The sequence below is a fragment of the Streptomyces sp. ME02-8801-2C genome, from assembly GCF_033793965.1.
Classification (GTDB): Bacteria; Actinomycetota; Actinomycetes; order Streptomycetales; family Streptomycetaceae; genus Streptomyces.
In genome coordinates this window covers 904,756-931,203 of sequence record NZ_JARAXP010000002.1, presented here as the reverse complement: position 1 = coordinate 931,203, position 26,448 = coordinate 904,756, and the positions used below count along the sequence as shown (strand labels likewise).

Sequence of the window (26,448 nt, the reverse complement as noted above, 5' to 3'; positions counted from 1 at the left end):
CAGCCTCCCTTCAGGGGCGCGGGGAACTGCGCGACCAGCCACAACGGCCCCGCAGGCAACACCGCACCGGACTTACCAGGACCCTCTAGAAGGGGTACGGGGCGACATCCCCCCGTACCGTCGTCCAGCGCACGTCCGTGAACGCCTCCAGGTTGGACTCCCCACCGAACCGCGCCCCGGTGCCGGACGCGGCAACCCCGCCAAAGGGAGCGACGGCCTCGTCATTGACCGTCTGGTCGTTGATGTGGACGATCCCCGTCGGTATCCGTTCGGCGAGTTCGAGCCCGCGCGCGGTGTCACGGGTGACGATGCCGAGGGACAGCCCGTACGGCCCGGCCGCGGCGAGCGCGGCGGCCTCGTCGGCCGTGGTGAAGGGGCGTACGGGCGCGACCGGCCCGAACACCTCCTCCGCGTACGCCGGGCTCCGGTCGTCGACATCGGCGAGAACCGTCGGCCGGTAGAAGAGCTCCTCGTGCGTGCCGCCGGCCGCGAGTCTGGCGCCGCTCGCCGTGCTGGACTCCACCAGGCCGTGGATCTTGGCGAGTTGGGAGCCGTCGATGATCGGGCCGAGGTGGACCTGCTCGCGGTACGGGTCGCCGACGGCGAGGGAGTCGGCCTTGGCGGCGAGCCGCTCGACGTACTCCCCGTAGAGCGACTGGTGGACCAGGTGGCGGCCGGTCGTCATGCAGATCTGGCCCTGGTGGAAGAAGGAGCCCCAGGCGGCGGTCGAGATGACCGCGTCGAGGTCGGCGTCCTCAAGGACGATCATGGCGGAGTTGCCGCCGAGTTCGAGGTGCACGCGCTTGAGGTGGCGGCCGGCCGCCTCACCGACGGCCCGGCCGGCCGTCGTGGAGCCGGTGAAGGAGATGAGCGGCACCAGCGGGTCGGCGACCAGTGCCTGACCCGCGTCGGGGCCGCCCGGCAGGATGTGCAGCAGGTCCTCGGGCAGACCCGCCTCGGCGAAGACGGCGGCCAGGGAGAGCCCGCCGCAGACCGCCGTACGGGGGTCCGGCTTGAGGACGACCGCGTTGCCGAGCGCGAGGGCCGGCGCGACGGACCGGATGGAGAGGATCAGCGGGGCGTTGAACGGCGAGATGACGCCGACCACCCCGACGGGCACCCGCCGCGTGTAGGACAGCCGGGGCGCCTCGGAGGGCAGCACCTGCCCGGCCGGGCGGGAGGCGAGAGCGGCTGCCTCGTAGCACTCCTGGGCGGCGACGTGCAGTTCGAACTCGGCCTTGCCGGGTATGGAACCGGACTCGCGGACGATCCAGTCGCGCAGTTCCTCGGCGTGCGCGGCGAAGAGGTCCCCCGCCCTGCGGAGCACTCCGGCACGGACGAAGTGCGGGGTGCGCGCCCAGGCGACCTGGGCGGTACGGGCGGTCTGCGCGGCGGGTCCGACGTCCTCGCCGGTGGCCAGCACGACCGTGCCGAGCACATCGCCGGTGGCGGGCTCGGTGACGGCGTACTCGGGGCCCGACAGGGGACGGGCGGCCTGGGACTGCCAGGTCTTGGGGTCGAGCAACGGCATTGCGGCTCTCCGATCAGTCACCGGCGGGACGCGCGGAACGGCCGCGAGTCCCGTGTGGTTCGCGGCGTTCGTCAGCCGCGGAGCGGGATGCGGTGATCCGGCGCGCGGCCGAGCAGCACGCGGCGTCCGGTGGTCGACGGCATCCCCACTGGTTGAGCGTGCAACATCCTAGTCACGCCGTACGGGAACCGTCCTGCCGAAGACACCACGTGCGAGCGGCAGTTCAGCGGCCGGAACGACAACAGGCGCCGGAACGCACCACACCAAATGGGCACCACAACACACGAAGCAGACACACTTTCGACACACGCGAACATGCCGCCGAAGTCCCACGCGGGCACGGCGGGTTCAGCTGGAGTCGCGGTGGACGAGCGTCGCTCCGTGGACATGGTGGGCCTCGGCATCGGTACCGGGGTTGCGGACCGCGCGGTCGACGAGTTCCGCGAGATCCCGTCCGGCCGGGAGTTCGATGTGCACCGTGCTCAGGCTGGGCCGCAGCAGCCGGCCGAGGAGCAGATCGTCGGCGCCGACCAGCGCCGTGTCGTCCGGGACGGTGATGCCGGCGTCCTGCAGGGCCCGCATCAGCAGCATCGCGTACTCGTCGTTGAACGCGAAGACGCCGTCCAGGCCGAGTTCGGGCCAGCGCGCGGCGAGGCGGGCGGCGGACTCCTCCTCGTACGCGAGCGGCAGCACGGTCACCGACGCGTCCGTGCCCTCCACCGCGCTGCGCACCCCGTCGAGGCGGGGTTTGGAGAAGACCCTGAGACCGTGCTCGTCCGGCACGACGACACCGATCCGGCGACGGCCACGGGCGTACAGGTGCGCGCCCGCCGCACGGCCGACGCCGGCGTGGTCGATGAGCAGGTTGTGCGCGCCCTCGATGCGCTCCGTGCCGAGCGTGACGACCGCGCGGGCGCCGGAGCGCTTGAGGACGGCCACCCCCTCGGGTCCGATCCCGCCGGTGGGCACGATGACGGCCGCCGGCCGCAGTTCGGCCCAGGCGCGGGCGGCCTCGTCACCACGCAGCCCGACGGACGCGTACTGGACGACGGTGTAGTCGAGGCGGCTGAGCGCCCACTGGAGCTCGTTGATGAACTGGCTGTAGAGCGGGCCGATCGGCACGCTCGGCGAGGGCATCAGGACCATGCGGCTGTGTCCGGCCCGCAGACTGCGGGCCGCCGCGTGCGGAACGTACCCGAGCTCCTTCGCCGCCTCGTGGACGCGCCGGCGGGTGGGCTCGCTGATCCGGACGGCACTGGTGTTGTTGAGGACGTAGGAGACGGTTGCGCGGGAGACGCCGGCCAGGCGTGCCACATCCGCGCTCGTGGGCACGGAGCGCGGCTGGGGTACCGCCGGGGCGGCCGAATTCGGTATCTGCACCATGACGTACGGCATCTTTGCAGAAGCTCGGGGCATGGTTTGGTCCGGGGGACTTCGCAATCGACCCGATAGCAAAGGACGGTTGACGAAAGCGCTTCGAGAAAGCGCTCTACTGAAACGCTTCACAAAGATCATTTCCGGTGGCTCCGACGTGCCGGACGACCTGTTTCAGGGCCGCCCCGCGCACCACTGCGCACCGAACGCGCTTTCCGGACAGGCGGAGTCAAGTCCCGGACGGGTTCCCCGGGTTGACTACCTTCAGGCACCGGAGTGCGACCCGCGCAATTGGCCGAAACTCGCGCTTCAATACGAAGCCGTACCGCCGGCGATCCGATCGACCAGGTCGATCCAGCCCGCCTCCAGCCGGGCCGGCGTCATCCCGCACTGCTTGGTCAAGTGATGGATCAGGGCCGGGTCCAGATATCCCATCAGCGTTTTCGCGAGGAGTTCGCAGTCGGCGTCCGGAATCGCCAGTCGCAGCAGCATGGTGATGTGACCGGACCGGACCAGGTGAGGTGCGGATGCGAAGCGGCGGCCCGGTTCACCCTCGGCGGCCAGCTGCAGTTCGAGCTCGTCGAAGGACCGGCGCAGCACGGCCACCCCGAACGCACGCAGCCGCTCCACCGGCGGCGCCCCCGGTCCGAGCGGCGGCGGACCTGCCAGGAAGGCGGTCTGGAGCTTCTTCTCCGAGTGGTCGAGCAGGGCCATCAGCAGGCCGGTGCGGTCGCCGAAGCGCCGGAACACGGTCCCCTTGCCCACCTGCGCCGCGGCGGCCACCGCCTCCATGGTCACGCCGGCCGCGCCGTGCTCCGCCACCAGTCGCGCGGCGGCCTCCAGCAGTCGGGCCCGGTTGCGCGCGGCATCGGCGCGCAGGCACGGCTCGTCCGCCTGCACACCGGCGCCGAGGCCGGGACCCAGTTCCAGGAACAGGGGCCCGTCGGTCTGTCGCTGGGGCTTCGGGAGAGGCGGCAGGGTGTCGGACATGAATGCAGCGTAACGCGTGAGGAAGAAAACTGGACCACGGTCCGTTTAACTGGTACAACTCTAAACGGACCCCGGTCCGGATGTCCCCGCCCAGTTTCACCCCCCTGTGGAGCCTCAAATGTCTGTTCGCATTCTCGCCCTCGTCGGCAGCCTCCGCGCCGGTTCGCACAACCGTCAGCTCGCAGAGGCGGCCGCGAAGCACGCCCCGGAGGGCGCCGAGGTAGTGCTGTTCGAAGGCCTTGCCGACGTCCCGTTCTACAACGAGGACATCGACGTGGAGGGCAGCGTCCCGGCAGCCGCCGCCGCGCTGCGCGAGGCCGCCGCCTCCGCCGACGCCCTGCTGCTCTTCTCCCCCGAGTACAACGGCACGGTCACCGCCGTACTGAAGAACGCCATCGACTGGCTGTCCCGCCCCTACGGCGCCGGTGCCCTCACCGACAAGCCGGTCGCCGTGGTCGGCACCGCCTACGGCCAGTTCGGCGGCGTCTGGGCGCAGGACGAGACCCGCAAGGCCGTCGGCATCGCCGGCGCCAAGGTCCTGGAGGATGTCAAGCTCTCCATCCCCGGCTCCGTGATCCGCTTCGCCGAGACCCACCCCGCCGACGACGCCGAGGTCTCCGCGCAGCTGACCGAGATCGTCGGCCTCATCCACGGCGAGGCCGCGCCCGCCGTCGCCTGATCGACGTACGCATGACGGAGGGCCGCAGCCGCACAGGCTCCGGCCCTCCGTCATGTCCTGGGTCATGCCCCGGCCTGTTCGCCGGCTTGCTCCCCGGGCGTCAGCCCAGATCGGCCGCGCGCCGCGCCGCCGGGGCCACGAACTGTTCGATCCAGGCGGCCGGCTCGTCCGTACTCGGCCCCAGCATCACCGTCTCGATGCCGAACTTCGCGTAGCCCTCGATGTCCCGGAGGAACCCGTCGACGTCGTTCTGGGCCATCGGATCGCCCATATAGAGAAGCGTCCTGGTGATGTCGTCGTACGGGCGTCCTACGCTCTCGCAGTGACCGCGCAGGACGTCGAGCTTGTGCCCGACCTCCTCCGGGGTGGTGGCGAACAGGTTGCAGGCGTCCGCGTACTGGGCGACCAGGCGCAGGGTCTTCCGCTCCCCACCGCCGCCGATCATGATCTCCGGGTGCGGTGCGCTGACGGGCGCCGGGACGCAGAGCGTCTCCGCGAGCCGGTAGTGGGTGCCCTCGAAGGGCCCGTTGGCGTCCGGGTCCCACATCTGGAGGCAGATCCGCAGGGTCTCCTCCAGCCGCTCGAACCGCTCGGCCGTCGACGGGTACGGCACCCCGAGACCCTCGTGCTCCCGGTCGTACCAGGCCGCCCCGATACCGAGGGTGGCCCGGCCGCCGGAGAGGACGTCGAGCGTGGTGGCGATCTTGGCGAGAAGTCCGGGGTGGCGGTATGTGACACCGGTCACGAGCGCGCCGAGGCGGACCGTCGAGGTGTGGGCGGCGAGGAAACCGAGGGTCGTGTAGGCCTCCAGCATGGGGTCCTCGGCGCCGCCGTTGAACTCCATCTGGAAGTAGTGGTCCATGACCGTGAGCCGGTGGACGCCCGCCGCCTCGGCCGCGGCTCCGACCGCCGCCAGTTCGGGGCCGAGCCCGGCGCCTCCCGCGGAGTGATTGAACCGATTGATGTGCACGCCCAGCCGCATGTCCGTCTCCGTTCGCCTTCGTCCAGCGGTGTTCGCAGCGACGCTAGTTCCTGGAGCGCACACGAAGTCAAGCCTGGGACCGGGCCGCCGCCGCTTCGGCCTCCTCCTGCTTCTTCGAGGCCCGCAGGCTCGTCACGGTCGTGACGGCCAGTACGAGGACGATGAAGCCGAGCGAGAAGGGGATGGAGATCTCCGGGACGTGGACGCCCGACTCGTGCAGGGCGTGCAGTACCAGCTTCACGCCGATGAAGCCGAGGATGATCGACAGGCCGTACGAGAGATGCACCAGCTTCTTCAGCAGGCCGCCGATGAGGAAGTACAGCTGGCGCAGGCCCATCAGCGCGAAGGCGTTGGCGGTGAAGACGATGTACGGGTCCTGGGTCAGGCCGTAGATGGCGGGGATGGAGTCGAGCGCGAAGAGCACGTCCGTCGAGCCGATCGCGAGCATGACGACCATCATCGGCGTCATGATCCGCTTGCCGTTCTCCACGATGAACAGCTTGGTGCCGTGGTACCGGTCCGCGACTCCGAACCTCTCCTCGGCCATCTTCAGCAGCTTGTTCTCCTCGTACTCCTCCTCGTGCGAACCCGCCTTGGCGTCCTGGACGAGCTTCCAGGCGGTCCAGATGAGGAAGGCGCCGAAGATGTAGAAGACCCACGAGAAGGTGGTGATGATCGCCGCGCCCGCCGCGATGAACCCGGCACGCAGCACGAGGGCGACCAGGACACCGACCATCAGCACCCGCTGCTGGTACTGGGTGGGCACCGCGAACTTGCTCATGATGAGTACGAAGACGAAGAGGTTGTCGACGCTCAGCGACTTCTCGGTGATGTACCCCGCGAAGAACTCACCTGTGGGCCTGGTCCCGCCGTAGATCAGCAGCCCGATCCCGAACAGACAGGCCAGGACGACCCACACCACGGTCCAGATGCCGGCCTCCTTCAGGGACACGTCGTGGGGCTTGCGGCCGATGAAGAAGTCGATGGCGACGAGGACACACAGGGCGACGACCGTCAGGGTCCAGACGGTGAATGAGACGTTCACAGGTACTCCAGGGAAAGGGTGGTCAGTGGCAGCGTTGTCAGCCCCCTTGATCGCCACCACCCCAAAGCAGTGAACAACGGGTCATCACCTGGCAAAATACCGAGGTCAAGGCTACTGGCCGACCGGGCGGCCGGGTCGAGCGGGGCGGGCTACCCGCCGAATGGCGGACAAATCCCGCCGGACGGCGGCGTGCCGGACCCGGCGGACGCGCGGACCATCATCGCGTACGATCCGCCGCACACAGCATGAGGAGCAGCAGCAATGACGCTTACGCCGCCCCCGTTCGACCCGGAACTCACCGCCGTCCTGGAGATGATCAAGGACATGCTGCCGCCCCAACTGACCATGGACGGCATCGAGGACGCACGCAACGGGGTCGGCATCGAGATGCTGGCCGACCTGGACCTGACGCTGGGGGGCGCCTTCGAGGTCGAGGACCGTGTCGTGCCGGGCCCCGAGAACGCGCCCGACATCTCGCTGCTGATCTGTCGCCCGGCCGCTCCGGCGACGGACGGTCCGTTGCCCGTGATCTACCACGTCCACGGCGGAGGCATGATCCTCGGCGACAACCGCGTCGGCGTGGAGGCCCCGCTGCGCTGGGCCAAGGAGCTGGGCGCGGTCGTGGTCTCCGTGGAGTACCGCTTGGCGCCGGAGCACCCTCACCCTGCGCCTGTCGACGACGTGTACGCCGGTTTGCTGTGGACCGCCGAGCATGCCAAGGAGATCGGCGGCGACGCCGAGCGGATCGTCATCGCGGGGGCCAGCGCGGGTGGCGGCCTGACGGCCGCGCTGGCGCTGCTCCTCAGGGACCGCAAGGGTCCGCGGCCCATCGGCCAGCTGCTGATGTGCCCGATGCTCGACGACCGCAACGACACGCCCTCCTCGTACCAGATGGCGAACCTGGGCGTGTGGGACCGCACGGCCAACGACACCGGCTGGACGGCGTTGCTCGGCGCGGAGCGCGGCGGCCCGAACGTCTCCCCGTACGCCGCCCCGGCCCGCGCGGAGGACCTGTCCGGCCTCCCCCCGGCCTTCCTCGACGTCGGCTCCGCCGAGACGTTCCGCGACGAGGTAGTCACCTACGCCACCCGCCTGTGGCAGGCCGGCGGAATCGCCGAACTACACGTCTGGCCAGGCGGCTTCCACGGCTTCGACGGCTTCGCCCCCCAAGCCTCCCTCTCCCAAACCGCCCAATCAGCCCAACTGACCTGGCTCCACCGCCTACTCGCGGAGTAACCCCCCGGGAGGCCTGCCAGGCGGGGGCACAGCCCCCACCGAACCCGCACCAGAAAGCCGGAGGCCGGGGCCGGGGGCACAGCCCCCGCCAGGGGCGCGGGGAACTGCGCGACCAGCCCCCACCGAACCCGCACCAGAGAACCGGAGGCCGGGGCCGGGGGCACAGCCCCCGCCAGGGGCGCGGGGAACTGCGCGACCAGCCCCCACCGAACCCGCACCAGAAAGCCGGGGGCCGGGGGCGCAGCCCCCAGGGAGCCAAGGGGGGCCGGGGGCCCAGCCCCCACCGAACCCGCAGACAGACCCCGCCCAACCTGCGGAGCAACTGGCACGATGGGGGACATGAAAGAGCTGGCAGGCCGCCTGACCGCGGTCGACCCCGACGCCGGCGCCGCCGTCCGGGTCATCGCCTACTTCGACCGCCTGGCCGAACACCGCGCCGGCCTCGAGGCGCTGGTGCGCGGCGCCGCCGTACTCGCCGGCTGCCCGGCCCGCCTAACCGACGCCGGACGGCGCGTGCATCTGCGGGTCGAGACCGACGGACGCCGCCGGGACACGGACCAGCCACCGGACCCCGCCTGGCCGTCCGCCGCGCTGTCCCCGGACGGCGCCCCGGCGCTGTGGCTGGAGCGGACGGGGGCACCCAGCGTCGTCGACGCGGTGATCCTGGAACGGGCGGCGGCCGTCATCCGCGTCGTCCTCGACCGCACCCGGGGCCGCGCTCCAACCGCCTCGGCCGAGGATCCCGCGCTCGTCGAGACCCTTCTCGACGCCACCGCACCCGAGCAGGCCCGGCTGCACGCGGCCCGGCGTCTGGGCCTGGACCCTGCCGCCCCGGCCCACGCGGTCGCCCCGCTCGAGGGCCCGCCCCGTGTCGTGGCCGCCTCCGCCCTGCGCGGGCCGGTCCCCGCCGAGGGCAGGCTGTCGGGCCCAGAGGAGTCCGCCCGCGCCAGACCGGCCGCCGCCACCGCCGGTGCCGACTCCGCGCTCCCGGCCGGCCGGGTCGGTGTCGGCCCCGCCGTGCCCGTACTCGAACTGCCGCGTTCCTGGGCCGCCGCCCGTACCGCGCTCCGTTTCACCGCCGAAGGCACCCCGCACGCCCCGGGACCGCGGGTCGTGTACGCCGACGAGCTCGGCGGCATCGGTCTGCTCGCCGAGCTCGTCGTGCCGGGGGCCGATCCCCCGCCCGATGTGCTGGCCCTGGAGGCCGCGGTCGCGGACGCCCCCTGGATGCTGGCGACGCTGCACGCCGTCGCCTCGACGGCGAGCCTGCGGGGAGCCGCCGTCGAGGTCAACGTCCACCACTCCACGCTCCAGGACCGGTTGGGCCACGCCGAGTCGCTCCTCGGGTGGCCCGTCCGTACCCCGCAGGGCCGGCTCAGACTGCAACTGGCCCTGACCATGCGGCATTTGGGGCGTGCACAGCCGTAGGAGCCACTACGCCCAGGCCGTCACCGGGACGAAGGAGCTGTCCTGGCGGAAGGTGTCCGTGCCGTCCGTCACGTCCACGCGCAGCTGGTAGTTGTAGTGGCGCAGGAAGTAACCGGGGTAGTTGTACGACTCGAAGCGCACCGACCCCGACGCCGTGCCCGTCCGAGCGATGAACGTGGCGTCCTTCGCGAAGGTCGACGTGCCGTCGTTGGCGTCGAAGCGGGCCCGGAAGTCCCAGTGGCGGAGGTAGTTGCCGGAGCTGTCGCGGAACGAGTAGCCGCCCGAGTCGGCCAGCCCCGCGACGACGGTGAAGGTGGACGCCTGCTTGAGCGCGGTGGTGCTGGAGCTGCTGACGACGGGGAGGTTGAGCAGCGAGGACTGCACCTGCCAGTACCGCGTCGGGTAGTTGACCGACTGGAAGGAACGCGTGACGTTCTTCGCCAGGGTCGGCCCGCCGCTGACCGTCTCCTTGACCACCGTGAAGTGACGGGCCGTGCCGGAGATCGCGGGCAGCGCCTTCGCGGCGGTCCAGGTGGCGAAGGTGTCGTAGCTGTCGCTGTAGTAGTACTTCTTGTCGCCGTAGCCGTCGAAGAAGATCCGCCAGCCGCCGTTGTCGAGCTGGATCACGGACGGGCCTTCGCGGTAGCTGCCCCAGCCGGCCCAGTCGCCGGTCTTCTTGATGGTGTACGGGCCGGCCAGACTGGTGGCGGTGGCGTACTCGATGTACTTCGTCGTCTCGTTCTTCGGGAAGGCGTGGTAGGTGGAACCGATCTTCACGATGCAGGTGTCGATGTGGTTCGCTCCGATGCCCGACAGCGCCACCGGTGAACTCCACGTTGTCAGCGCGGAGTTGGTGGCCTTGAGCAGATACGGCGTGAAGATCCACTCGTCGCTGGTGACCGAGCAGGACACGATGATGTTCACGCTGCCGTCGCTGTCGACGAACCACTCGGGCGCCCACGCGCGGGACAGGTTGGCGATCGGGACCGTGTAGTCGTACAGGAAGGTCCAGTTGACGCGGTCCGAGCTGCGGGCGAAGCCGATGGTGGTGCTGGCGTCCTGCCAGGTGTGGGTGGTGTAGGTGACGTAGTAGTAGCCGTTGGTGTGCTTGAAGACGCTCGCGTCGCGGATGCGGTTGCTGGGCGGGGTGTAGGCCGAGGACTTCACGAGGCGGAAGTCGGTGGCGTCGTCGGACTGGTAGACGTTCACCGTTCCGTCGTTGCTGTCGAGGAACGGCACGATGGTGTAGCGCGTGGCGGAGCCGCTGGGCGGGGCCGCGGCGGCTGCGGTGCCGAGCAGTCCGGGCAGTTCGCCCAGGACGAGCCCCGAGGCGGGGAGGGCGGCCAGCGCGCGCAGCAGACTGCGACGGGAGGGCGTGGGGCGGGGACTGGTCACGTGCGGCTCCTTGGTGATCCAACCGACGGCTCTCCGCGTTCGACATTGCGAACGCAGTTCGGTAAATCGGTCAGACGGTAAGTCCGAGTCGTGCGCACGTCAATAGTTCGGACATGCGCCGGACCTGTGAACTTCCGCCTGGTCACGGCGCATTCGACATCTCGCACAAGACCGCCCCGCCGGCCCTCCCGGTGCGGTCGTGAAGCTGTGGAATCCCTATGGGGAATATCCATTCGGCCCGTACGCTGTGACCATGGACGACGCGCCGATGGTCGGCTTGATGGGGCGGGTGACGGGCACGATCGGGCCGGGGCTGGTCGGCGAGGTGATCGTCCGCGTGCGCGGTGGCGCCGAGCACTTCCTGGCGTACCCCGCTTCACCACAGGACCGTATCGAGCGCGGAACGGTGGTCATGGTCGTCGAGTACCTGCCGCCGCGCACCGTGTACGTCACCAACGCGTACGACGGTTGAGCCCGCCGGGCGCGCGGCCACGGCGGCCGTACGTCTGCGGATGATCACGTGTGCGTCAAGCTTGCAACAAGGATTCCGCAGCCGCTGTACCCAGGCCCCGCACAGGAGCACCCTTGCGTCGTTCGGTGCCGAAAGGGCACCAGGCCAAGGGGGCGTATGCCGATGTTCATCGGCGTCGTTGCGGGGGTCGCGGTAGTTGCCGTCCTCGCACTCATCGGTGTGTTCAAGATGATGTGGCGGGTCGCTGAACCCAACGAGGCACTCATCATCTCCGGTTCCAACCACAGGACCGAGGGTCTTACGGAAGGCATGGGGTTCCGTATCGTCACCGGGCGGGGCACGCTCGTGCTGCCCGGGGTGCAGGCGGTGCGCAAGATCTCGCTCGACCTGAACGAGACCGAGCTGCACGTGGACTGCGTGACCACCCAGGGCATTCCGCTCAAGGTGCGGGGCGTGGTCATCTTCAAGGTGGGCGACGACTTCGTGTCGATCGCGAACGCGGGCCGCCGGTTCCTCGACCAGCAGAAGATGATGTCGGAGCGGGTGCACAACGTGTTCGCCGGTCATCTGCGGTCCATCGTCGGCGGGTTGACCGTCGAGGAGATGATCCGCGACCGCGAGAAGCTCACCGGACAGACCCGTGCCGCGTGCGGCACGGAGATGGAGAAGCTCGGGCTGATCGTCGACTCGCTCCAGATCCACGAGATCGAGGACCCGACCGGGTACATCAAGAACCTCGCCATGCCGCACGCCGCCGCCGTCCAGCGGGACGCGCGGATCGCGCAGGCCGAGGCCAACCGTCTCGCCACCGAGGCCGAGCAGAAGGCCGCGGCGCGGATGTCGGAGGCCACCAGGGACAGCGAGATCCTGCAGGCCGGCTACCAGGCCGAGCGCGACAAGGCGGCGGCGAAGGCCCGTCAGGCCGGACCGCTCGCCGACGCGGCCGCCCGGCAGGACGTCGTCGTCCAGGAGACGCGCATCGCCGAACTCGACGCCCTGCGCCGGGAGCAGCAGCTCCAGGCGGACGTCCGCAAGCCGGCCGACGCGCAGGCCTACGAGACGCGGGCGCGGGCCGAGGCCGAGCGTGACGCGCGTATCTCGGCGGCACAGGCCAAGGCCAAGGAGACGGAGCTCGCCGCCCTGGCCGAGGCGAACCGGGTCAAGACGGCCGCGACCGCCGAGGCCGAGGCGACCAAGGCACGCGGAGCGGCCGCCGCCATGGCCACCCGGGCCACCGGTGAGGCCGAGGCGGCCGCGTCGCAGGCCAAGGGGCTCGCCGCCGCCGAGGCGACGAGGGCGAAGGGGCTCGCGGAGGCGGAGGCCATCAAGGCGCGGGCCGCCGCGCTCGCGGAGAACCAGGAGGCGGTGGTCGCCCAGCAACTCGCCGAGAACTGGCCGGAGATCGTCAAGGCCGGCGCGTCCGCGTTCGGCAGCGTCGACAACATGGTGGTGCTCAACGGCGCGGACGGCATGGCGGAGATGCTCGCCAAGGCGCTCACCATGGGCGGCACGGGACTGGGGCTGGCACGACAGCTGCTGGCGTCCATGAACCAGAACGGGCAGGCGCCGAACGGGACTTCGGCCCTGAACGGACTGGCCGCGCCCGGAGTGCAGAAGGTGACCGTGGAGAAGGACGAGGGGTGATGCGGTGAGGCGGTCCACGCAGGCTCTAACGTGAGCCTCGTGACTGCCTTCACCGATGCCGATGTCCCGGGCCGCTACGGCCCCTCCGCCACCACCGAGGCCGATCCTCGCGACGTCGGGCGGGTGCGTACGGAGTACTCGCCCGCCCACGACGGCGATCCCGATCCCGGGGAGATCGTGTGGACCTGGGTGCCGTTCGAGGAGAACGACGGCAGGGGGAAGGACCGGCCCGTCCTGGTGGTCGCGCGCGAGGCCGGGGGGACGTTTCTCGCCGTGCAGTTGTCCAGCAAACGGCATGACGGCGACCGCGAGTGGGTGGCCATCGGAAGCGGGCCGTGGGATCGGACCGGGCGGGACTCGTGGGTGGATGTGGATCGGGTGCTGCGGCTTTTCGAGGACGGGATGCGGCGGGAGGCCTGCGCGTTGGACCGGATGCGGTTCAACTCCGTTGTGCGGCGGTTGCGGGAGCGGTACGGGTGGGAGTGAGGTCGTCTTCACAGCGCCGGTGCGTGGGGGCTTGTCGCGCAGTTCCCCGCGCCCCTAAGTAGCGAACGTACGCTCGAAAGGTGTCCTCGTTGTCGTGCCGCTCGTCTTGTCCAGGACCGCGAAGACGACCCGTTCGAATCTGCCCTCGAAACGGCCGCCCACCAGCAGGTTGCTGAAGGCGCCCGCCACCACGGCCGGGTCGTTCTGGAAGACGCCGCAGCCCCAGGCGCCCAGCACCAGGCGGCGATAGCCCTCCGCCGTGGCCGTTTCCAGGACCCGTTCCGCGCGGGACGCCAGGGCCTGGGGCAGGTCCGGCGCCCGTTCGGGGGAAGTCCGGCGTACGACCCCCGCGTTCGGGGCCGCCGAGGTGAGGAAGCCCACCGTGTACGGGGCGTCCAGGAGGCGGCCGCGGTCGTCGCGGAAGACCGGCACCCCGGGTGAGTGGATGACGCGGTCCGTGTAGAACGGGTCGCGGTGGGCGCGGTGGTGGTCGTAGAACTCGCGCACCGTGGTCAGGCAGGTGTACAGCGCCGAGGCCCGGCACAGGGCCTCTTCCTGGGCCTGCGCGCCGTTCAGGTAGCCGCCGCCCGGGTTGCGGGCCGAGGAGAAGTTCAGGACCGCCACCGGGCCGGGCAGACGGCGCGCGGCCTCCAGGCTGCTTTCGCCGGTGACCTCGAAGACGGTGTCCAGGCGTGCAGCCGCCGGGGGTACGTCCAGCGGGCCCGGGCCGTAGAGGCGCGTGCCCGCTCGGGCGGCCTCGATCGCCGCGGCGAGTGCCACCTCGCGTCCGTCGGACGCGCGATAGGAACCGGCCGCGACGATCTCCTCCGTTCCACGCGCGAGGTCGCGCAGGCGAGCGCTCATGGCGCCACCCCCGTGTGCGCCATGACCGTGCCCGGTCCTCGCTCCCCCGTCGTGCTCATGCAGGCATCGTGGGCGATGCTGGACCTGCCGTGCAACAGAGTTTCCCGGGCGGGCGAACGGTCCGAAAACACCATGGAAACGGAGATCCATTGTCCTGAAAGCGCTCATGTGCACCCTTGTGCGATTCGGCGCGAGGGGTTTGGGTGGGACGAGTGATGCCTGTCCGGCCCACCAGATGCCGGCCCGGCGGCATGCTGGAATCTCAGGAGGAAACCGACATGTCCGATTCGGTGAGTGACTGTACGACACCACGCACCGCCCTGTCCGAGGCCGAGGTCGAGGCCCTGGTCCGGGGAATCTGCTTCAAGACGGGACCGCCCCGCACCCTCGGTGTCGAGGTGGAATGGTTCGTCCACGAGCTGCGGCAGCCGCGGCTCCCCGTGTCACCCGAACGACTCGAAGCGGCCTACGCCGCACTGCGGACCCTGCCTCTCAGCTCGGCGCTCACCGTCGAACCGGGCGGTCAGCTGGAGCTCAGCTCCGCTCCCGCCGACTCCCTGATGGAGTGCGTCAGGTCCGTCTCCGCCGACCTGGACGCCGTCCGCGCGGTACTGCGCGAGGACGGTCTCGGTCTCGTCGGCGTCGGCCAGGACCCCTGGCACCCGCCCCGCCGCTTCCTGCACGAGCCCCGTTACGACGCCCTGGAGCGGTGCCTCGACCTCACGGGCCCGGCCGGCCGCGCCATGATGTGCACCTCGGCCTCCGTGCAGGTGTGTCTCGACGCCGGTCACGAGGAGCCGGGCCCCCTCGGGCACGTACGGCGCTGGTGGCTGGCGAACCAGCTCGGCCCGGTCCTCGTCGCCGCCTTCGCCAACTCCCCGCTCACCGAGCGCGGCCCCACCGGCTGGCGTTCCCACCGGCAGTCGCTGTGGATGGACATCGGCGCCGGCAGAGCGGGCGCCCCGCCGCTGGACGCCGAGCCGCGCCACGCGTGGGCCCGGCATGCGCTCGACGCCCCGGTGATGTGCGTACGCCGGGAGAGCGGGCCGTGGGACGTGCCGGAGGACGGGCTGACGTTCCGGGAGTGGATCCGCAGCGGAGTGCCCCGGCCGCCGACGCGCGAGGATCTCGACTACCACCTGACCACCCTGTTCCCGCCGGTCCGCCCGCGCGGCCATCTCGAACTGCGCATGATCGACGCCCAGCCGGGCGACGACGGCTGGATCGTCCCGCTCGCCGTCACGGCGGCCCTCTTCGACGACCCCGAGGCCGCCGAGCGGGCCTACCGGGCGGTCAAACCGCTCGCCGAGCGGGCCCTGTCGCTGCCCGCCCCGAACAATCCGCTGTGGACCGACGCGGCGCGTCACGCGCTGGCCGACCCGGAACTGCGGGAGGTGGCCCACGTCTGTTTCTCGGCCGCCCTGGAGGCCCTGCCCCGGCTCGGCGCGAGCCGGGAGGTCGTCGACGCGGTCTCCGCCTACCTCGACCGCTATGTCGGCCAAGGCCGTTGCCCCGCCGACGACCTGCTCGACCAGTTGCGCGACACGGACCGGCGCGCGCACGCGACCTCGTACGGGAAGGACCTCAGCACATGACCGAGCCCGCCCTGGATCCGGAGACGCTCCGGGAGCGCGCGCTCGCCGCGCTCACCACCGCGCGGGAGCGGACCGCGCTCCTCACCTCCGTCGAGGATCCCGAACTCACCGCGCAGCACTCGCCGTTGATGTCCCCGCTGGTGTGGGACCTGGCCCATATCGGCAACCAGGAGGAGATGTGGCTGCTGCGGGCCGTCGCCGGGCGGGAGGCGATGCGGCCCGAGATCGACGGCCTGTACGACGCCTTCGAGCATTCGCGCGCCGAACGGCCCTCGCTGCCGCTGCTGCCGCCCGACGAGGCCCGTAAGTACGCGGCGGAGGTACGCGGCCGGGCCCTGGACGTGCTGGAGAGCGCCTCGTTCGACGGTACAGGTACGCCGCTGACCGAGGCGGGGTTCGCCTTCGGGATGATCGCCCAGCACGAACAGCAGCACGACGAGACGATGCTGATCACCCATCAGCTGCGCAAGGGACCGGCGGTCCTGCACGCGCCCGACCCCGAGCCCGCTCCCCCGTTCACCGGTCCGGCCGAAGTCCTGGTCCCCGGCGGCCCGTTCACCATGGGCACCTCCACCGAGCCGTGGTCCCTGGACAACGAACGGCCCGCGCACCGGCGCGAGGTGGCGCCCTTCTTCATCGACACCACACCGGTGACGAACGCCGCCTACCAGGCGTTCATCGCGGACGGCGGCTACGACGACCCGCGCTGGTGGACAACGGACGGCTGGGCGCATGTCCGCCAACACTCCTTGTTCTCCCCGCTGTTCTGGTTCCGGGACGGCGGCCAGTGGCTGCGACGCCGCTTCGGGGTCACCGAGGTGGTGCCGCCCGACGAGCCCGTCGTACACGTCTGCTGGTACGAGGCGGACGCGTACGCCCGCTGGGCCGGGCGCCGACTGCCCACCGAGGCGGAGTGGGAGAAGGCCGCCCGGCACGACCCGGCGACCGACCGCTCGAGGCGCTACCCGTGGGGCGACGCCGACCCCGCCCCCCAGCACGCCAACCTCGGTCAGCGGCATCTGCGTCCGGCGCCCGCCGGAAGCTATCCGGCCGGGGAATCGCCGCTCGGCGTACGGCAGTTGATCGGTGACGTGTGGGAGTGGACGTCGAGCGACTTCCTGCCGTACCCGGGGTTCAGCATGTTCCCGTACAAGGAGTACTCCGAGGTGTTCTTCGGACCCGAGTACAAGGTGCTGCGCGGTGGTTCGTTCGCCGTGGACGCGGTGGCCTGCCGGGGCACCTTCCGCAACTGGGACTATCCGATCCGGCGGCAGATCTTCTCCGGGTTCCGCACCGCCCGTACCCCGGAGGCCGGCTGATGTGCCGTCAACTGGCCTTCCTGGGGCCCCCGGAGGCGATGGGCAGTGTGGTGGTGGAGCCGCCGCACGGGCTGTACCGGCAGTCGTGGGCACCCCGGCATCAGCGGTACGGGAACGTCAACGCCGATGGTTTCGGGGTCGGTTGGTACGCGGAGGGCGATCCCGTACCGGCCCGCTACCGGCGGGCGGGGCCCATCTGGGCGGACCAGTCCTTCGCCGACCTCGCCCGGGTCGTACGGACCACCGCGCTGCTCGCCGCCGTGCGGGACGCGACACTCGCCGGCGCCGACGCGGAGGCCGCTGCGGCGCCCTTCGCCGCCGGTGCCTGGCTGTTCGGGCACAACGGGGCGGTCATCGGCTGGCCGGGGTCCCTCGCGCCCCTCGTACGGTCCCTGCCCGGTGAGGAGTTGCTGTCGATGGAGGCGCGCTCCGACTCGGCGTTTCTGTGGGCGCTGGTGCTGCACCGGCTGCACGCCGGTGACGACGTGGGGCGGGCGCTGGCCCGCACCGTCCTCGAGGTCGACGCGGCGGCCCCCGGCTCCCGCCTCAACCTGCTGCTCACGGACGGCACGACGATCGCCGCGACCACCTGGGGCGACACCCTCTTCCACCTCACCGGACCCGGCCCCCGCACGGTGGTGGCGTCCGAACCGTACGACGACGATCCCCGCTGGCAGGAGGTGCCCGACCGCACCCTCGTCATCGCGAGCCGCACCGAGGTCCGGCTCAGCCCGCTCCAGGATTTGAGCGGCGACCTGGCATCCCTTGAAATGAGGCAGTCATGACCGGCCCCCGCTCCTACGGATACACCGACACCCTTGACGCCGAGCACTACGCCAAGGTACTGCGCGCCGACATCAGCGGCGGGCTGACCAGCACCCCCAAGTCCACGGCACCCACCTGGTTCTACGACGCCCGGGGCAGCGAACTCTTCGAGGAGATCACCCAGCTCCCGGAATACCCCCTGTGGCGGGCGGAACTGGGGTTGCTCCAGCTCCACGCCCAGGACATCGCCGTGCGGACCGGAGCCCGCAGCCTGGTCGAGCTCGGGTCCGGGAGCTCGACGAAGACCAAGCTGATCATCGAGGCACTGGATCCCAGCGGCCTTCACTACATCCCGGTCGACGTCAGTGCCGACGCCCTCCATCAGGCCGGCGCCCACCTCGTCCAGGACTACCCGGGAATCCGCCTGCACGCCCTCCGGGCCGACTTCACGGCTCCCTTCGTCCTGCCGACACTGCCCGATGACGGCTCTCGACTCATCGCCTTCCTCGGCAGCACGCTGGGGAATTTCCGACGTCCCGCCCGTGGCCCGTTCCTCCGCGGGCTCCGAGACACCCTGCGTCCCCAGGACTTCCTTCTTCTCGGCGCCGACCTGGTCAAGACCGAGGAGGAAATGACTGCCGCCTACGATGACGCGCAAGGCGTCACAGCCGAGTTCGACAAGAACCTGCTGCACGTCCTGAACCGCGAACTGAACGCCGACTTCGACCCGGACGCCTTCGATCACGTATCGGTGTGGAACGGCACGGAAAGTCACATAGAAATGAGGCTACGCAGCCGAGTCGAGCAGCTTGTCAAGGTCCGCGACCTAGACCTGGCGGTCAACTTCGCGCGCGGAGAAGAATGGATCACCGAGCGGAGTGCGAAATTCACTCTCGCCGGGCTCCAGGAAGAAATGACTGCCGCGGGCCTCCGTACCCATCAGATCTGGGCCGACAAGAACGCCGGCTTCGCACTCATCCTCGCCACCGCTCACTGAACACACCGGTGCGCGATCTCCGATGAATCCGTTTCGCTGCTCTGCCGACGGCCGGCAGGGCAGCGAACTCATCCGGGCGACGGGTTTCGCGGCGAGGAGTACAGGAACTGGCCCTTTCCCAGAGGTTGTTCCGCGATCCTGCCGCGCCACAGGAGTACGCCGTGGCGTCGCTCCCAGAAGGACGCGTACACGCCCTTGACGATCCGCTCCGGTATCGATACGACCACCCAAATGTTGACCCAGGGTCCCCAGAGCAGGCCGAAAACCAGGGAAAACATCGCGGTGAAGACAATGAAGGATCCGTCGAAGCTGCCGCGTATGGACTCACGCGGGGCGGGGAGTATCGTCTCGGGGTCGGCCAAGGCAGCCGCGTTCTCGAATTCGCGTTTCTCGCCGCCCAGCCAGTGCGACCGGACCGACACCGCCAGCAGGCCGAAGAACGCCCCTAAAAAGCCGAGAAGGAGAATCACGCTCCCGCCTCCGGCATGCGGCAGCCCGCGCACGCCGAAGATCACAGGCATGGTGACTGCCATGGCGATCACCATCTCAACGGCAGCCGCCAATTGATGATGAACGTAGCGCACCACGGCTTCCCCCCTCCGCATGCGCCTGCCAGGGCGCACGCAGGACTCACTATGTACACCGTACGCCTCTCGGTAAACCCTCCGGTCAGCGTTCCGCGGTCGGAGGGAACCTGAAGCATCGACTGCCTGAAGATGCGCAAAATACCGTAAGGCGGAATGATTTCCCCATCATGGGTGCGCGTGACCGGCTCCCCCAGTGACCATGAAAAGGCAGATCGAACCATGCCGAAGAAACCACGTCCGTCCGAGCCACCGCACGGGAAGGGCCCCAGCCGTCACCAGGGCACCGGGCAGCACGGCTGGTCGCCGGATGCCGATGAGACACGTCAGCAGGACAACCCGAGCGCTCACCGCTCCTTCCATCCGGCTGAGCACGCCGACGAAAGAGGCCGGGGCCGGACCAAGTCCCCGGAGGAGAAGAAGTCCGTTCCCGGCGACACGGCCAAGAGCGTCGGTGCGAGGGGCGAGGAGTACGGCGACGCGGACGAGAAGGGCAGACACGACACCGGCCGCAAGGGCCGCTCCCAGCGCCCGAGCGGCACCAGGGACGCTTCTGCCAAAACCGGCGTCGACCCACAGGACCCGCCGCCCGGTCGCTGACCCGGCCAGGGCCGATCAGGGCCTGTCCGGCAGAGAGGCACCGCGGTTCTCCTCCGCCCTGCTCCGCCGGACAGCCCCTGACGCGAGGCCCGTATCAGCAGATTCGCGGCAGTTGCTCACCGATCGGCAGATCGACCACCCGCGTTCCCCCCAGGCCGGTCCGGGACACGACCATGCCGGGATGCGCCTCGACGGCCTCACCGATGATCACGGAGTCCGCCCCCAGAGGGTGGGCTCGCATCGCTTCCAGGACGGTGTCGGCGTGCTCGCGGGGGACGAAGGCCACCAGTTTGCCCTCGTTGGCGATGTACATGGGATCCAGGCCGAGAATGGCGCAGGCATTGGCCACGGCCGGCGGAACCGGCACGTCGCGTTCCCGGATGACCACCCCTGTGCCGGAGGCCTGCGCGATCTCGTTGAGTGTGGCCGCCAGGCCGCCCCGGGTCGGATCGCGCAGTACGTGCAGATCCGGGGTGACGGCGAGCATGGCCTCGACCAGCCCGCCGAGCGCCGCACAGTCGCTCTTGATCTCCACTCCGAATTCCAGGCCCTCGCGCACGCTCATGACCGCCACCCCGTGGACACCGATCGCGCCGCTGACGATCACGACGTCCCCGGGGACGACCCGCTGAGGACGCAGATCGACGCCCGCGGGGACGAGCCCGATGCCCGCGGTGTTGATGTAGATCCCGTCGCCGTGGCCGGCCTCCACCACCTTGGTGTCGCCGGTGGCCACCTCCACACCGGCGCTGCGCGCGGCCGCCCCCAGCGCCTCGGACACCCGTGTGACCAGGTCCAGCTCGACGCCCTCCTCGAGGATGAATCCGCAGGAGAGGTAGGCGGCGCGGGCGCCGCTCATGGCGAGGTCGTTGACAGTCCCGTTGACCGCCAGATCACCGATGCTGCCGCCGGGAAAGAACAACGGACGCACCACGTAGGAGTCGGTGGAGAACGCGAGCCGTGCTCCGCCGAGGCGGACAACGGCGGCATCACCCATCTGGGCGAGCACCTCGCCCCCGAACGCGGGCGCGAAGACCTGCTGCACCAGTTCGGCGGAGAGGACGCCACCACCACCGTGGCCCATGACGACGCGAGGCAGGTCGCGTACCGGTGCCGGGCACGTCCACCCTTCGAGGTCCAGGGCGGGTACGGGAAGATCAGTGAGGTCGGTGGTGTCAGACAACGGGGGTCGCCTCCCGGGCCGTCGTGGTGGTGGGGATGTCCAGACGCCGGTAGAGGTAGTACGCCGCGCAGGCGCCCTCGCTGGAGACCATGGTGGCGCCCAGCGGAGTGCGGGGGGTGCACCGGGTGCCGAAGGCCTCGCACTCGTGCGGCTTGAGCAGGCCCTGCAGGACCTCTCCGGCGCGGCATTCCGCGGGTTCGGCCGTCCGGATCCCGCCGACCGGGAAGCGGTGCTCGGCATCGTGGTCGCGGTACTTCGGGGACAGCCTCCAGCCGCTGTCGGGGATCACCCCGATGCCGCGCCAGGCGCGGTCGGTGACCTCGAAGACGTCCTCCAGCATGGCCCGGGCAGCCGCGTTGCCCTCCGGGCGTACGGCACGGGCGTAGGCGTTGTCGACGGCGTACTCACCGCGTTCCAGCCGGCGGACGGCCCTGCGCACGCCTTCGAGGATGTCCAGCGGCTCGAAGCCGGTCACGACGATCGGGACACGGAAGCGTTCCGCCAGTTCCGGGTACTCCCCCACGCCCATCACGCTGCAGACGTGCCCGGCCGCGAGGAAGCCCTGCACCCGGCAGCTCGGCGACGACATGATCGCCTCGATGGCCGGGGGTACCCGGACATGGGACACCAGCATGCTGAAGTTCCGGATGCCCAACTTCCGGGCCTGATGAACCGTCATGGCGTTGGGGGGTGCCGTCGTCTCGAAGCCGATGCCGAAGAACACCACCTCGCGGTCCGGGTTCTGGCGCGCGATCCGCAGCGCGTCGAGCGGCGAGTAGACGACGCGGACGTCACCGCCTTCCGCACGGACCTGGAACAGGTCCCGTCCCGTGCCCGGCACGCGCAGCATGTCACCGAAGGAGCAGAAGATCACCTCGGGTCGGGAGGCGATCTCCAGAGCCTTGTCGATGACCTCCAACGGGGTCACACACACGGGACAACCCGGCCCGTGGATCAACTCGACCTCCTCCGGCAGGAGTTGGTCGATACCGTGCCGGATGATGCTGTGCGTCTGCCCTCCGCACACCTCCATCAGGGCCCACGGCCTGGTCACCGTGGCGTGGATGTCGTCGAGGAGCCGACGCGCCAGCTCCGGGTCCTGGAACTCGTCGATGTACTTCACTGGTTGCGCACCTCTTCCACCGGGTCCATGCCCGCCTCTGCCGCCGCCGTCTCCCAGGGGTCACCGAACTCCTCCTGCAACAGGCCGAGTTCGGCGAAGAGCTCAAGCGTCTGCCGTGCCGACTCCTCGTCCAGCCGTTGCAGGGCGAACCCGACGTGGACGATGGCGTACTCCCCCACCCGCAGGTCGGGCAGGTATTCCAGGCACACCTCCTTGACCACTCCGCCGAAGTCGACGGTGGCCATCCGGGTGCCGTCCCGTTCCTCGATGTCCAGCACTCTGCCGGGTACCGCCAGGCACATGAGCCTCTCCTCGCTGTGGATCGCGCGTTGCTCAGTCGGCGGAAGTGACGCGTGCCGCCACCATCAGCTGGCCCAGCGCCAGTCCGCCGTCGTTGGGCGGCACCAGGTTGTGCCGCAGGACCGTGAAGCCGTCCGCGCCCAGGGCGGCGGCGCAGGCCGAGGAGAGCAGCGTGTTGGCGAAAACGCCTCCCGTCAGGGCGACCATGTCCAGCCCGTGCCGCTCACGCGCCCGCACGCAGATCCGGTGCACCAGCTCGGTCACACCCCGGTGGAAGCGGGCCGCGACCAGGTCCGGCCCGATGCCCGCGCGCACATCGCCGACGATCGCCGCGAGTACGGGTGCCGGATCGGCCCGTACGACGCCGCCTCCGCTCCCGTTCTCCTCCGCCGCGTGGAGGGCGAAGGCGTAGGCGGTGGTGTCCCCGGCGGGTGCGTGCAGAGCCGCCCCCTCCAGTTCGACGGCGGCCTGCGCCTCGTATCCGGCTCGGTGGCACACCCCGGCGAGCGAGGACACGGCGTCGAAGAGCCGGCCCATGCTGGACGTGGGGACACAGTTCAGATCGCGCTCCAACTGCTGTCGTAGCAGGCGGAGTTCGTCGGGTGGGCAGGCGGCCGTGCAGGCGAGGTCGGCGGACCAGTCGATCCCGGCCGCCCTCAGCTGGGCCAGCGCCATGCGGTACGGCCGGCGCACCGCCGCGTCGCCCCCGGGCAGCGGAACGTAGGCGAGGTGCCCGAAACGGGTGAATCCGTCGTAGTCCGCGAGCAGGAACTCCCCGCCCCACACGGCGCCGTCGTCGCCGTGGCCGGTGCCGTCGAAGGCGACGCCGATCACCGGCCTGGTGCCGTCCAGTCCGTGCTCGGCCATCGCGGCGGCCACGTGCGCGTGATGGTGCTGGACGCGCACGACGGGCCGGTGCCCCGCGTTCCGGTCGGCCCAGCGGGCGGAGCGGTAGCCGGGATGCCGGTCGGACACCAGGGCCTCGGGCCCCACCCCCGTGATGGACTCCAACTGCGTCACCGCGCGCTCGAAGGCCCGCTGCGTGCCGACGTCGTCCATGTCGCCGATGTGCGCCGACAGCCAGGCGCGGCGACCCGACCCCAGGCAGAAGGCGTTCTTCAGGTCTCCGCCGACCGCGAGGGCCGGACGTACGGGCAGCGGGAGGGACACCGGCAACGGGGCGTAGCCACGTGAGCGGCGGACAACCAGCGGCTCCCCGTCGCAGACGCGGACCACTGAGTCGTCGCACGGCACGTGGATGGGCCGGTCGTGCGTGAGCCAGGCGTCGGCCAGGTGCGCGAGCCGCTCCAGCGCCTCGGTGTCGTCGGTGACGATCGGCTCACCGGACACGTTGCCACTGGTCATGACGAGCAGCCGGGGGCCGTCCACGTCCCCGGGCAGGCCGAGCAGCAGATGGTGCAGGGGCGTGTACGGCAGCAGCACACCGAGGTCGGGGCTGCCGGGCGCGACGGCCGCGGCGGGCCGGGGATCCCCGGCGGCGCAGGCCGGGTGCGGACGCCGTCTCAGCAGTACGACCGGCCTTGTCGGGCCTTCGAGGAGGCTCTGCTCCTGAGGGCCGAGCCGGACGAGGTGCCGGACGTCGTCCGAGGTCCTGGCCATGACGGCGAACGGCTTGTCGCCGCGCGCCTTCCGGCGTCGCAGGAGGGCGACCGCCGTCTGGTTCGTGGCATCGCAGGCCAGGTGGTAGCCGCCGAGGCCCTTCACCGCGAGGATCGCGCCCCGCATCAGCAGGGCGCGCGCCTCGGTGACCGGGTCCGCCCCCTCCGCAGTTGCGCGTCCTGACTCCGGTCCGGCGACGAGCCGCAGACGCGGCCCGCAGGCCGGACAGGCCACCGGCTGCGCGTGGAAACGACGGTCGGCGGGATCGGCGTACTCCCGGGCGCAGTCGCGGCACATCGCGAAGCCGGCCATGGTGGTGCCCGCCCGGTCGTACGGCACCCCGGTGATGATCGTGAAGCGGGGGCCGCAGTGGGTGCAGTTGACGAACGGGTGGCGGTACCGGCGGTCCGCCGGGTCTGCCAGCTCGGTGAGGCAGTCGGCACAGGTGGCGGAGTCCGGCGAGACCAGGGTGCGGGCCGGGCCGTCCACGCGGGAGGGCAGGATGGTGAACGCGATGCCGCCGGCGAGAGGCATCTCCCGGTGGTGAACGGACTCGACGCGGGCCAGCGGGGGTGCCTGGGCGGCGATCCGGTCGCAGAAACGGGCCACGGCCGAGGCGGTGCCCTCGACCTCCACGACGACGCCCTCCGGAGTGTTGGTCACATGTCCGGCCAGGGCGAGTTCGGTGGCGAGGCCGTACAGATAGGGCCGGAAGCCCACACCCTGCACCACTCCCCGGACGGTGACCCGGCGGCGTCGTGGAGTGTCCTCGGTGACGGCGGTCGGCACCTGCGCACCGCTCACGGGTGAGTGTGGGCCATGGTGCCGGTGGCCTCCGGGTGCGCGTGGGTGTGGACGGTGTCCGCGTGCGGGTGACTGTGGTGATGGTGCTGTGGCCGGGCCATGACCGGCGCGTGGACGGGTGCGCCGTCTGCGGCTGCCGTCGCCCGGTCGAGCAGTACGCCGACTCCCTCCCCCCGGCGTGCCGAGGTCAGGACCACCTCGACTCCCGGGTTGACCTGCTCCACATTCGCGCGGAACGCGGCCTCGTCGAACTCGACGGCCTGAGCGAGGTCCGTCTTGGTGACCACGACCAGGTGTGCGAGGCCGAAGGCGGTGGGGTACTTGAGCGGCTTGTCCTCGCCCTCCGTCACGGAGGCGAGGGTGACCCTCAGTGTCTCCCCCAGGTCGTAGGAGGCCGGGCAGACCAGGTTGCCGACGTTCTCCACGAACAGCAGCCGGGTGTCGTCGGGCAGCCACCCGTCCAGGTGGGCGGCGAGCATCCCCGATTCGAGATGGCACAGTCCGTCGGTGAGCACCTGCTTGACCGGGACGCCCGAACGCGCAAGGCGTGCCGCGTCGTTCTCGGTGGCCAGGTCGGCGGTCAGCGCCGCGACGGGAACAGACCGCTCCCGTGCCTCCAGCAGTTCGCGCTCCAGCAGCGCGGTCTTGCCACTGCCCGGACTGGACAGCAGGTTGACGACGGCGGTGCCTCGCGCCGCGAGGTGTGCGCGCAGTTCATGAGCGCTCGCGTCGTTCTTCGCGAGTACGGCCTGGCGCAGGTCGACGACACGGCACATGATTCAGCGCTCCTCGGAGATCGGTTCGCGGGTCGGCGCGGGCAGGGGACCGCCGTCCTCCCAGTGCACGTCGAGGATCTGCAGCTCCCGGCCCGCGAGCAGGTCGGTACACGCCCTGCCGCACTCGGGGCAGGTCAGCCGGGGTGGCATGCCGACGGCCCAGTCGAGTGCGCAGGGTGTGCAGCGGGCTTTTCCCGGCACCGCTTCGGTGATCAGTTCGGCGCCTTCCAGCAGGGTTCCGGCGCAGGCCAGTTCGAAGCAGAAGGCGAGGGAATCGGGTACGACACCGGCCAGTTCGCCCACCTGGAGCCGTACCGATCGCACCGCCGTGACGTCACCGGCCCGGTTGGCGGCCTCTGCGACCTGGTCGACGACGGCCAGCGCGACGGACATCTCGTGCATGGGGCTCCGTCCTTTTGCGGCCTGCCTCCGGTCGGCCTTCATTAGAGGTGCGCGCACCCGGGTCTCGCGGCCCGGCACGCCGTCACGGGCCGGCGGGTACGCCGTTCGACGCAACCGCACGGCCCGCCGAGTGGGGGCCTCGGTTCACATCCGTCGGATCCGCAGATAGCGCCTGACGTCGGGAAACACCCCGGCGACGAGCGCGCCCAGGGCGGCCAGGGCCGTTGTGCCGATGACGATCTTCTTCATCCCGT

General features: G+C 70.6%; 26 protein-coding genes. 11 read left to right on the top strand and 15 right to left on the bottom strand.

Translation table 11 applies throughout. The annotated features are described in order from the left end of the window. Positions 1-85: 85 nt before the first annotated feature. The 3 genes from PV396_RS08515 to PV396_RS08505 form a co-directional block, all read right to left on the bottom strand. On the bottom strand, positions 86-1,531 hold the full coding sequence (locus PV396_RS08515) for a benzaldehyde dehydrogenase (RefSeq protein ID WP_319202022.1): 1,446 nt from the start codon (positions 1,529-1,531) through the stop codon (positions 86-88). Positions 1,532-1,879: 348 nt separating this feature from the next. Next, complete coding sequence (locus PV396_RS08510) at positions 1,880-2,926, bottom strand: LacI family DNA-binding transcriptional regulator (RefSeq protein WP_319202325.1); 1,047 nt, start codon at positions 2,924-2,926, stop codon at positions 1,880-1,882. Between the two features lie 288 nt (positions 2,927-3,214). Further along, complete coding sequence (locus PV396_RS08505) at positions 3,215-3,895, bottom strand: helix-turn-helix domain-containing protein (protein ID WP_319202021.1); 681 nt, start codon at positions 3,893-3,895, stop codon at positions 3,215-3,217. Positions 3,896-4,013: 118 nt separating this feature from the next. Between PV396_RS08505 and PV396_RS08500 the strand changes: the two genes are divergently transcribed. Further along, the gene (locus PV396_RS08500; RefSeq protein WP_319202018.1) at positions 4,014-4,574 is read left to right on the top strand and encodes an NAD(P)H-dependent oxidoreductase; all 561 of its coding nucleotides are present in this window, start codon (positions 4,014-4,016) and stop codon (positions 4,572-4,574) included. A gap of 100 nt (positions 4,575-4,674) precedes the next feature. Here the strand turns inward: PV396_RS08500 and PV396_RS08495 are convergent, their stop codons facing one another. Together PV396_RS08495 and PV396_RS08490 are read right to left on the bottom strand one after the other, a co-directional pair. Beyond that, positions 4,675-5,556 carry an LLM class F420-dependent oxidoreductase gene (locus tag PV396_RS08495; RefSeq protein WP_319202016.1) on the bottom strand — a complete coding sequence of 294 codons (882 nt, stop codon included), beginning with the start codon at positions 5,554-5,556 and terminating at the stop codon, positions 4,675-4,677. A 67-nt stretch (positions 5,557-5,623) separates the two neighbouring features. Then, the gene (locus PV396_RS08490; RefSeq protein WP_319202014.1) at positions 5,624-6,601 is read right to left on the bottom strand and encodes a TerC family protein; all 978 of its coding nucleotides are present in this window, start codon (positions 6,599-6,601) and stop codon (positions 5,624-5,626) included. Between the two features lie 261 nt (positions 6,602-6,862). Here PV396_RS08490 and PV396_RS08485 point away from each other — a divergent pair, with 261 nt between their 5' ends. Next, positions 6,863-7,837 carry an alpha/beta hydrolase gene (locus tag PV396_RS08485; RefSeq protein WP_319202012.1) on the top strand — a complete coding sequence of 325 codons (975 nt, stop codon included), beginning with the start codon at positions 6,863-6,865 and terminating at the stop codon, positions 7,835-7,837. A gap of 339 nt (positions 7,838-8,176) precedes the next feature. Next, on the top strand, positions 8,177-9,265 hold the full coding sequence (locus PV396_RS08480) for a helix-turn-helix domain-containing protein (protein ID WP_319202010.1): 1,089 nt from the start codon (positions 8,177-8,179) through the stop codon (positions 9,263-9,265). Positions 9,266-9,271: 6 nt separating this feature from the next. Here PV396_RS08480 and PV396_RS08475 read toward each other — a convergent pair whose 3' ends face one another. Next, on the bottom strand, positions 9,272-10,660 hold the full coding sequence (locus tag PV396_RS08475; protein ID WP_319202009.1) for a glycoside hydrolase family 43 protein: 1,389 nt from the start codon (positions 10,658-10,660) through the stop codon (positions 9,272-9,274). Between the two features lie 253 nt (positions 10,661-10,913). Here PV396_RS08475 and PV396_RS08470 point away from each other — a divergent pair, with 253 nt between their 5' ends. The 3 genes from PV396_RS08470 to PV396_RS08460 all read left to right on the top strand — a co-directional run bounded on the left by PV396_RS08470 (position 10,914) and on the right by PV396_RS08460 (position 13,262). Continuing rightward, a complete protein-coding gene (locus tag PV396_RS08470) occupies positions 10,914-11,132 on the top strand; it encodes a hypothetical protein (protein ID WP_319202007.1) in 219 nt (72 codons plus the stop codon). 156 nt (positions 11,133-11,288) lie between these two features. Further along, positions 11,289-12,776 (top strand): flotillin family protein, encoded by a 1,488-nt coding sequence (locus tag PV396_RS08465; RefSeq protein WP_319202005.1) that lies wholly within the window; start codon positions 11,289-11,291, stop codon positions 12,774-12,776. Positions 12,777-12,815: 39 nt separating this feature from the next. Further along, positions 12,816-13,262: a type II toxin-antitoxin system PemK/MazF family toxin gene (locus PV396_RS08460; RefSeq protein ID WP_319202003.1), complete on the top strand. Its 447-nt coding sequence runs from the start codon at positions 12,816-12,818 to the stop codon at positions 13,260-13,262. Positions 13,263-13,316: 54 nt separating this feature from the next. Here PV396_RS08460 and PV396_RS08455 read toward each other — a convergent pair whose 3' ends face one another. Next, the gene (locus tag PV396_RS08455) at positions 13,317-14,126 is read right to left on the bottom strand and encodes a TIGR02452 family protein (protein ID WP_319202000.1); all 810 of its coding nucleotides are present in this window, start codon (positions 14,124-14,126) and stop codon (positions 13,317-13,319) included. 278 nt (positions 14,127-14,404) lie between these two features. Here PV396_RS08455 and egtA point away from each other — a divergent pair, with 278 nt between their 5' ends. The 4 genes from egtA to egtD are packed head-to-tail and all read left to right on the top strand — an operon-like array spanning position 14,405 to position 18,802. Next, entirely contained in the window at positions 14,405-15,721 is a 1,317-nt protein-coding gene (gene egtA / locus PV396_RS08450; RefSeq protein WP_319201998.1) for an ergothioneine biosynthesis glutamate--cysteine ligase EgtA, read from the top strand. After that, on the top strand, positions 15,718-17,040 hold the full coding sequence (egtB, locus tag PV396_RS08445; RefSeq protein WP_319201996.1) for an ergothioneine biosynthesis protein EgtB: 1,323 nt from the start codon (positions 15,718-15,720) through the stop codon (positions 17,038-17,040). Before egtA ends, egtB begins: the two co-directional genes overlap by 4 nt. Continuing rightward, on the top strand, positions 17,040-17,825 hold the full coding sequence (egtC, locus tag PV396_RS08440) for an ergothioneine biosynthesis protein EgtC (protein WP_319201994.1): 786 nt from the start codon (positions 17,040-17,042) through the stop codon (positions 17,823-17,825). The genes egtB and egtC overlap by 1 nt, the downstream gene beginning before the upstream one ends. Continuing rightward, positions 17,822-18,802, top strand: coding sequence for an L-histidine N(alpha)-methyltransferase (egtD, locus tag PV396_RS08435; RefSeq protein WP_319201992.1), 981 nt, complete (start codon positions 17,822-17,824; stop codon positions 18,800-18,802). Before egtC ends, egtD begins: the two co-directional genes overlap by 4 nt. Before the next feature lie 68 nt (positions 18,803-18,870). Here egtD and PV396_RS08430 read toward each other — a convergent pair whose 3' ends face one another. Continuing rightward, complete coding sequence (locus PV396_RS08430; protein WP_319201990.1) at positions 18,871-19,389, bottom strand: hypothetical protein; 519 nt, start codon at positions 19,387-19,389, stop codon at positions 18,871-18,873. 219 nt (positions 19,390-19,608) lie between these two features. On the opposite strand from PV396_RS08430, the gene PV396_RS08425 reads away from it, so the two are divergent. Then, a complete protein-coding gene (locus PV396_RS08425) occupies positions 19,609-19,986 on the top strand; it encodes a hypothetical protein (RefSeq protein WP_319201988.1) in 378 nt (125 codons plus the stop codon). A 94-nt stretch (positions 19,987-20,080) separates the two neighbouring features. Here the strand turns inward: PV396_RS08425 and hypE are convergent, their stop codons facing one another. The 7 genes from hypE to PV396_RS45050 form a co-directional block, all read right to left on the bottom strand. Further along, positions 20,081-21,169, bottom strand: a complete 1,089-nt coding sequence (hypE, locus tag PV396_RS08420) for a hydrogenase expression/formation protein HypE (RefSeq protein ID WP_319201986.1) — start codon at positions 21,167-21,169, stop codon at positions 20,081-20,083. Beyond that, complete coding sequence (hypD, locus tag PV396_RS08415; protein ID WP_319201984.1) at positions 21,162-22,292, bottom strand: hydrogenase formation protein HypD; 1,131 nt, start codon at positions 22,290-22,292, stop codon at positions 21,162-21,164. Before hypD ends, hypE begins: the two co-directional genes overlap by 8 nt. After that, positions 22,289-22,594, bottom strand: coding sequence for a HypC/HybG/HupF family hydrogenase formation chaperone (locus tag PV396_RS08410; protein WP_319201982.1), 306 nt, complete (start codon positions 22,592-22,594; stop codon positions 22,289-22,291). Before PV396_RS08410 ends, hypD begins: the two co-directional genes overlap by 4 nt. A 31-nt stretch (positions 22,595-22,625) precedes the next feature. Next, positions 22,626-25,016 carry a carbamoyltransferase HypF gene (hypF, locus tag PV396_RS08405; protein ID WP_319201980.1) on the bottom strand — a complete coding sequence of 797 codons (2,391 nt, stop codon included), beginning with the start codon at positions 25,014-25,016 and terminating at the stop codon, positions 22,626-22,628. Then, positions 25,013-25,792: a hydrogenase nickel incorporation protein HypB gene (gene hypB, locus PV396_RS08400; protein WP_319201978.1), complete on the bottom strand. Its 780-nt coding sequence runs from the start codon at positions 25,790-25,792 to the stop codon at positions 25,013-25,015. Before hypB ends, hypF begins: the two co-directional genes overlap by 4 nt. Before the next feature lie 3 nt (positions 25,793-25,795). After that, positions 25,796-26,194: a hydrogenase maturation nickel metallochaperone HypA gene (locus tag PV396_RS08395; RefSeq protein ID WP_319201975.1), complete on the bottom strand. Its 399-nt coding sequence runs from the start codon at positions 26,192-26,194 to the stop codon at positions 25,796-25,798. Positions 26,195-26,338: 144 nt separating this feature from the next. Further along, entirely contained in the window at positions 26,339-26,443 is a 105-nt protein-coding gene (locus PV396_RS45050; protein ID WP_416071356.1) for a DUF6893 family small protein, read from the bottom strand. Positions 26,444-26,448: the final 5 nt, after the last annotated feature.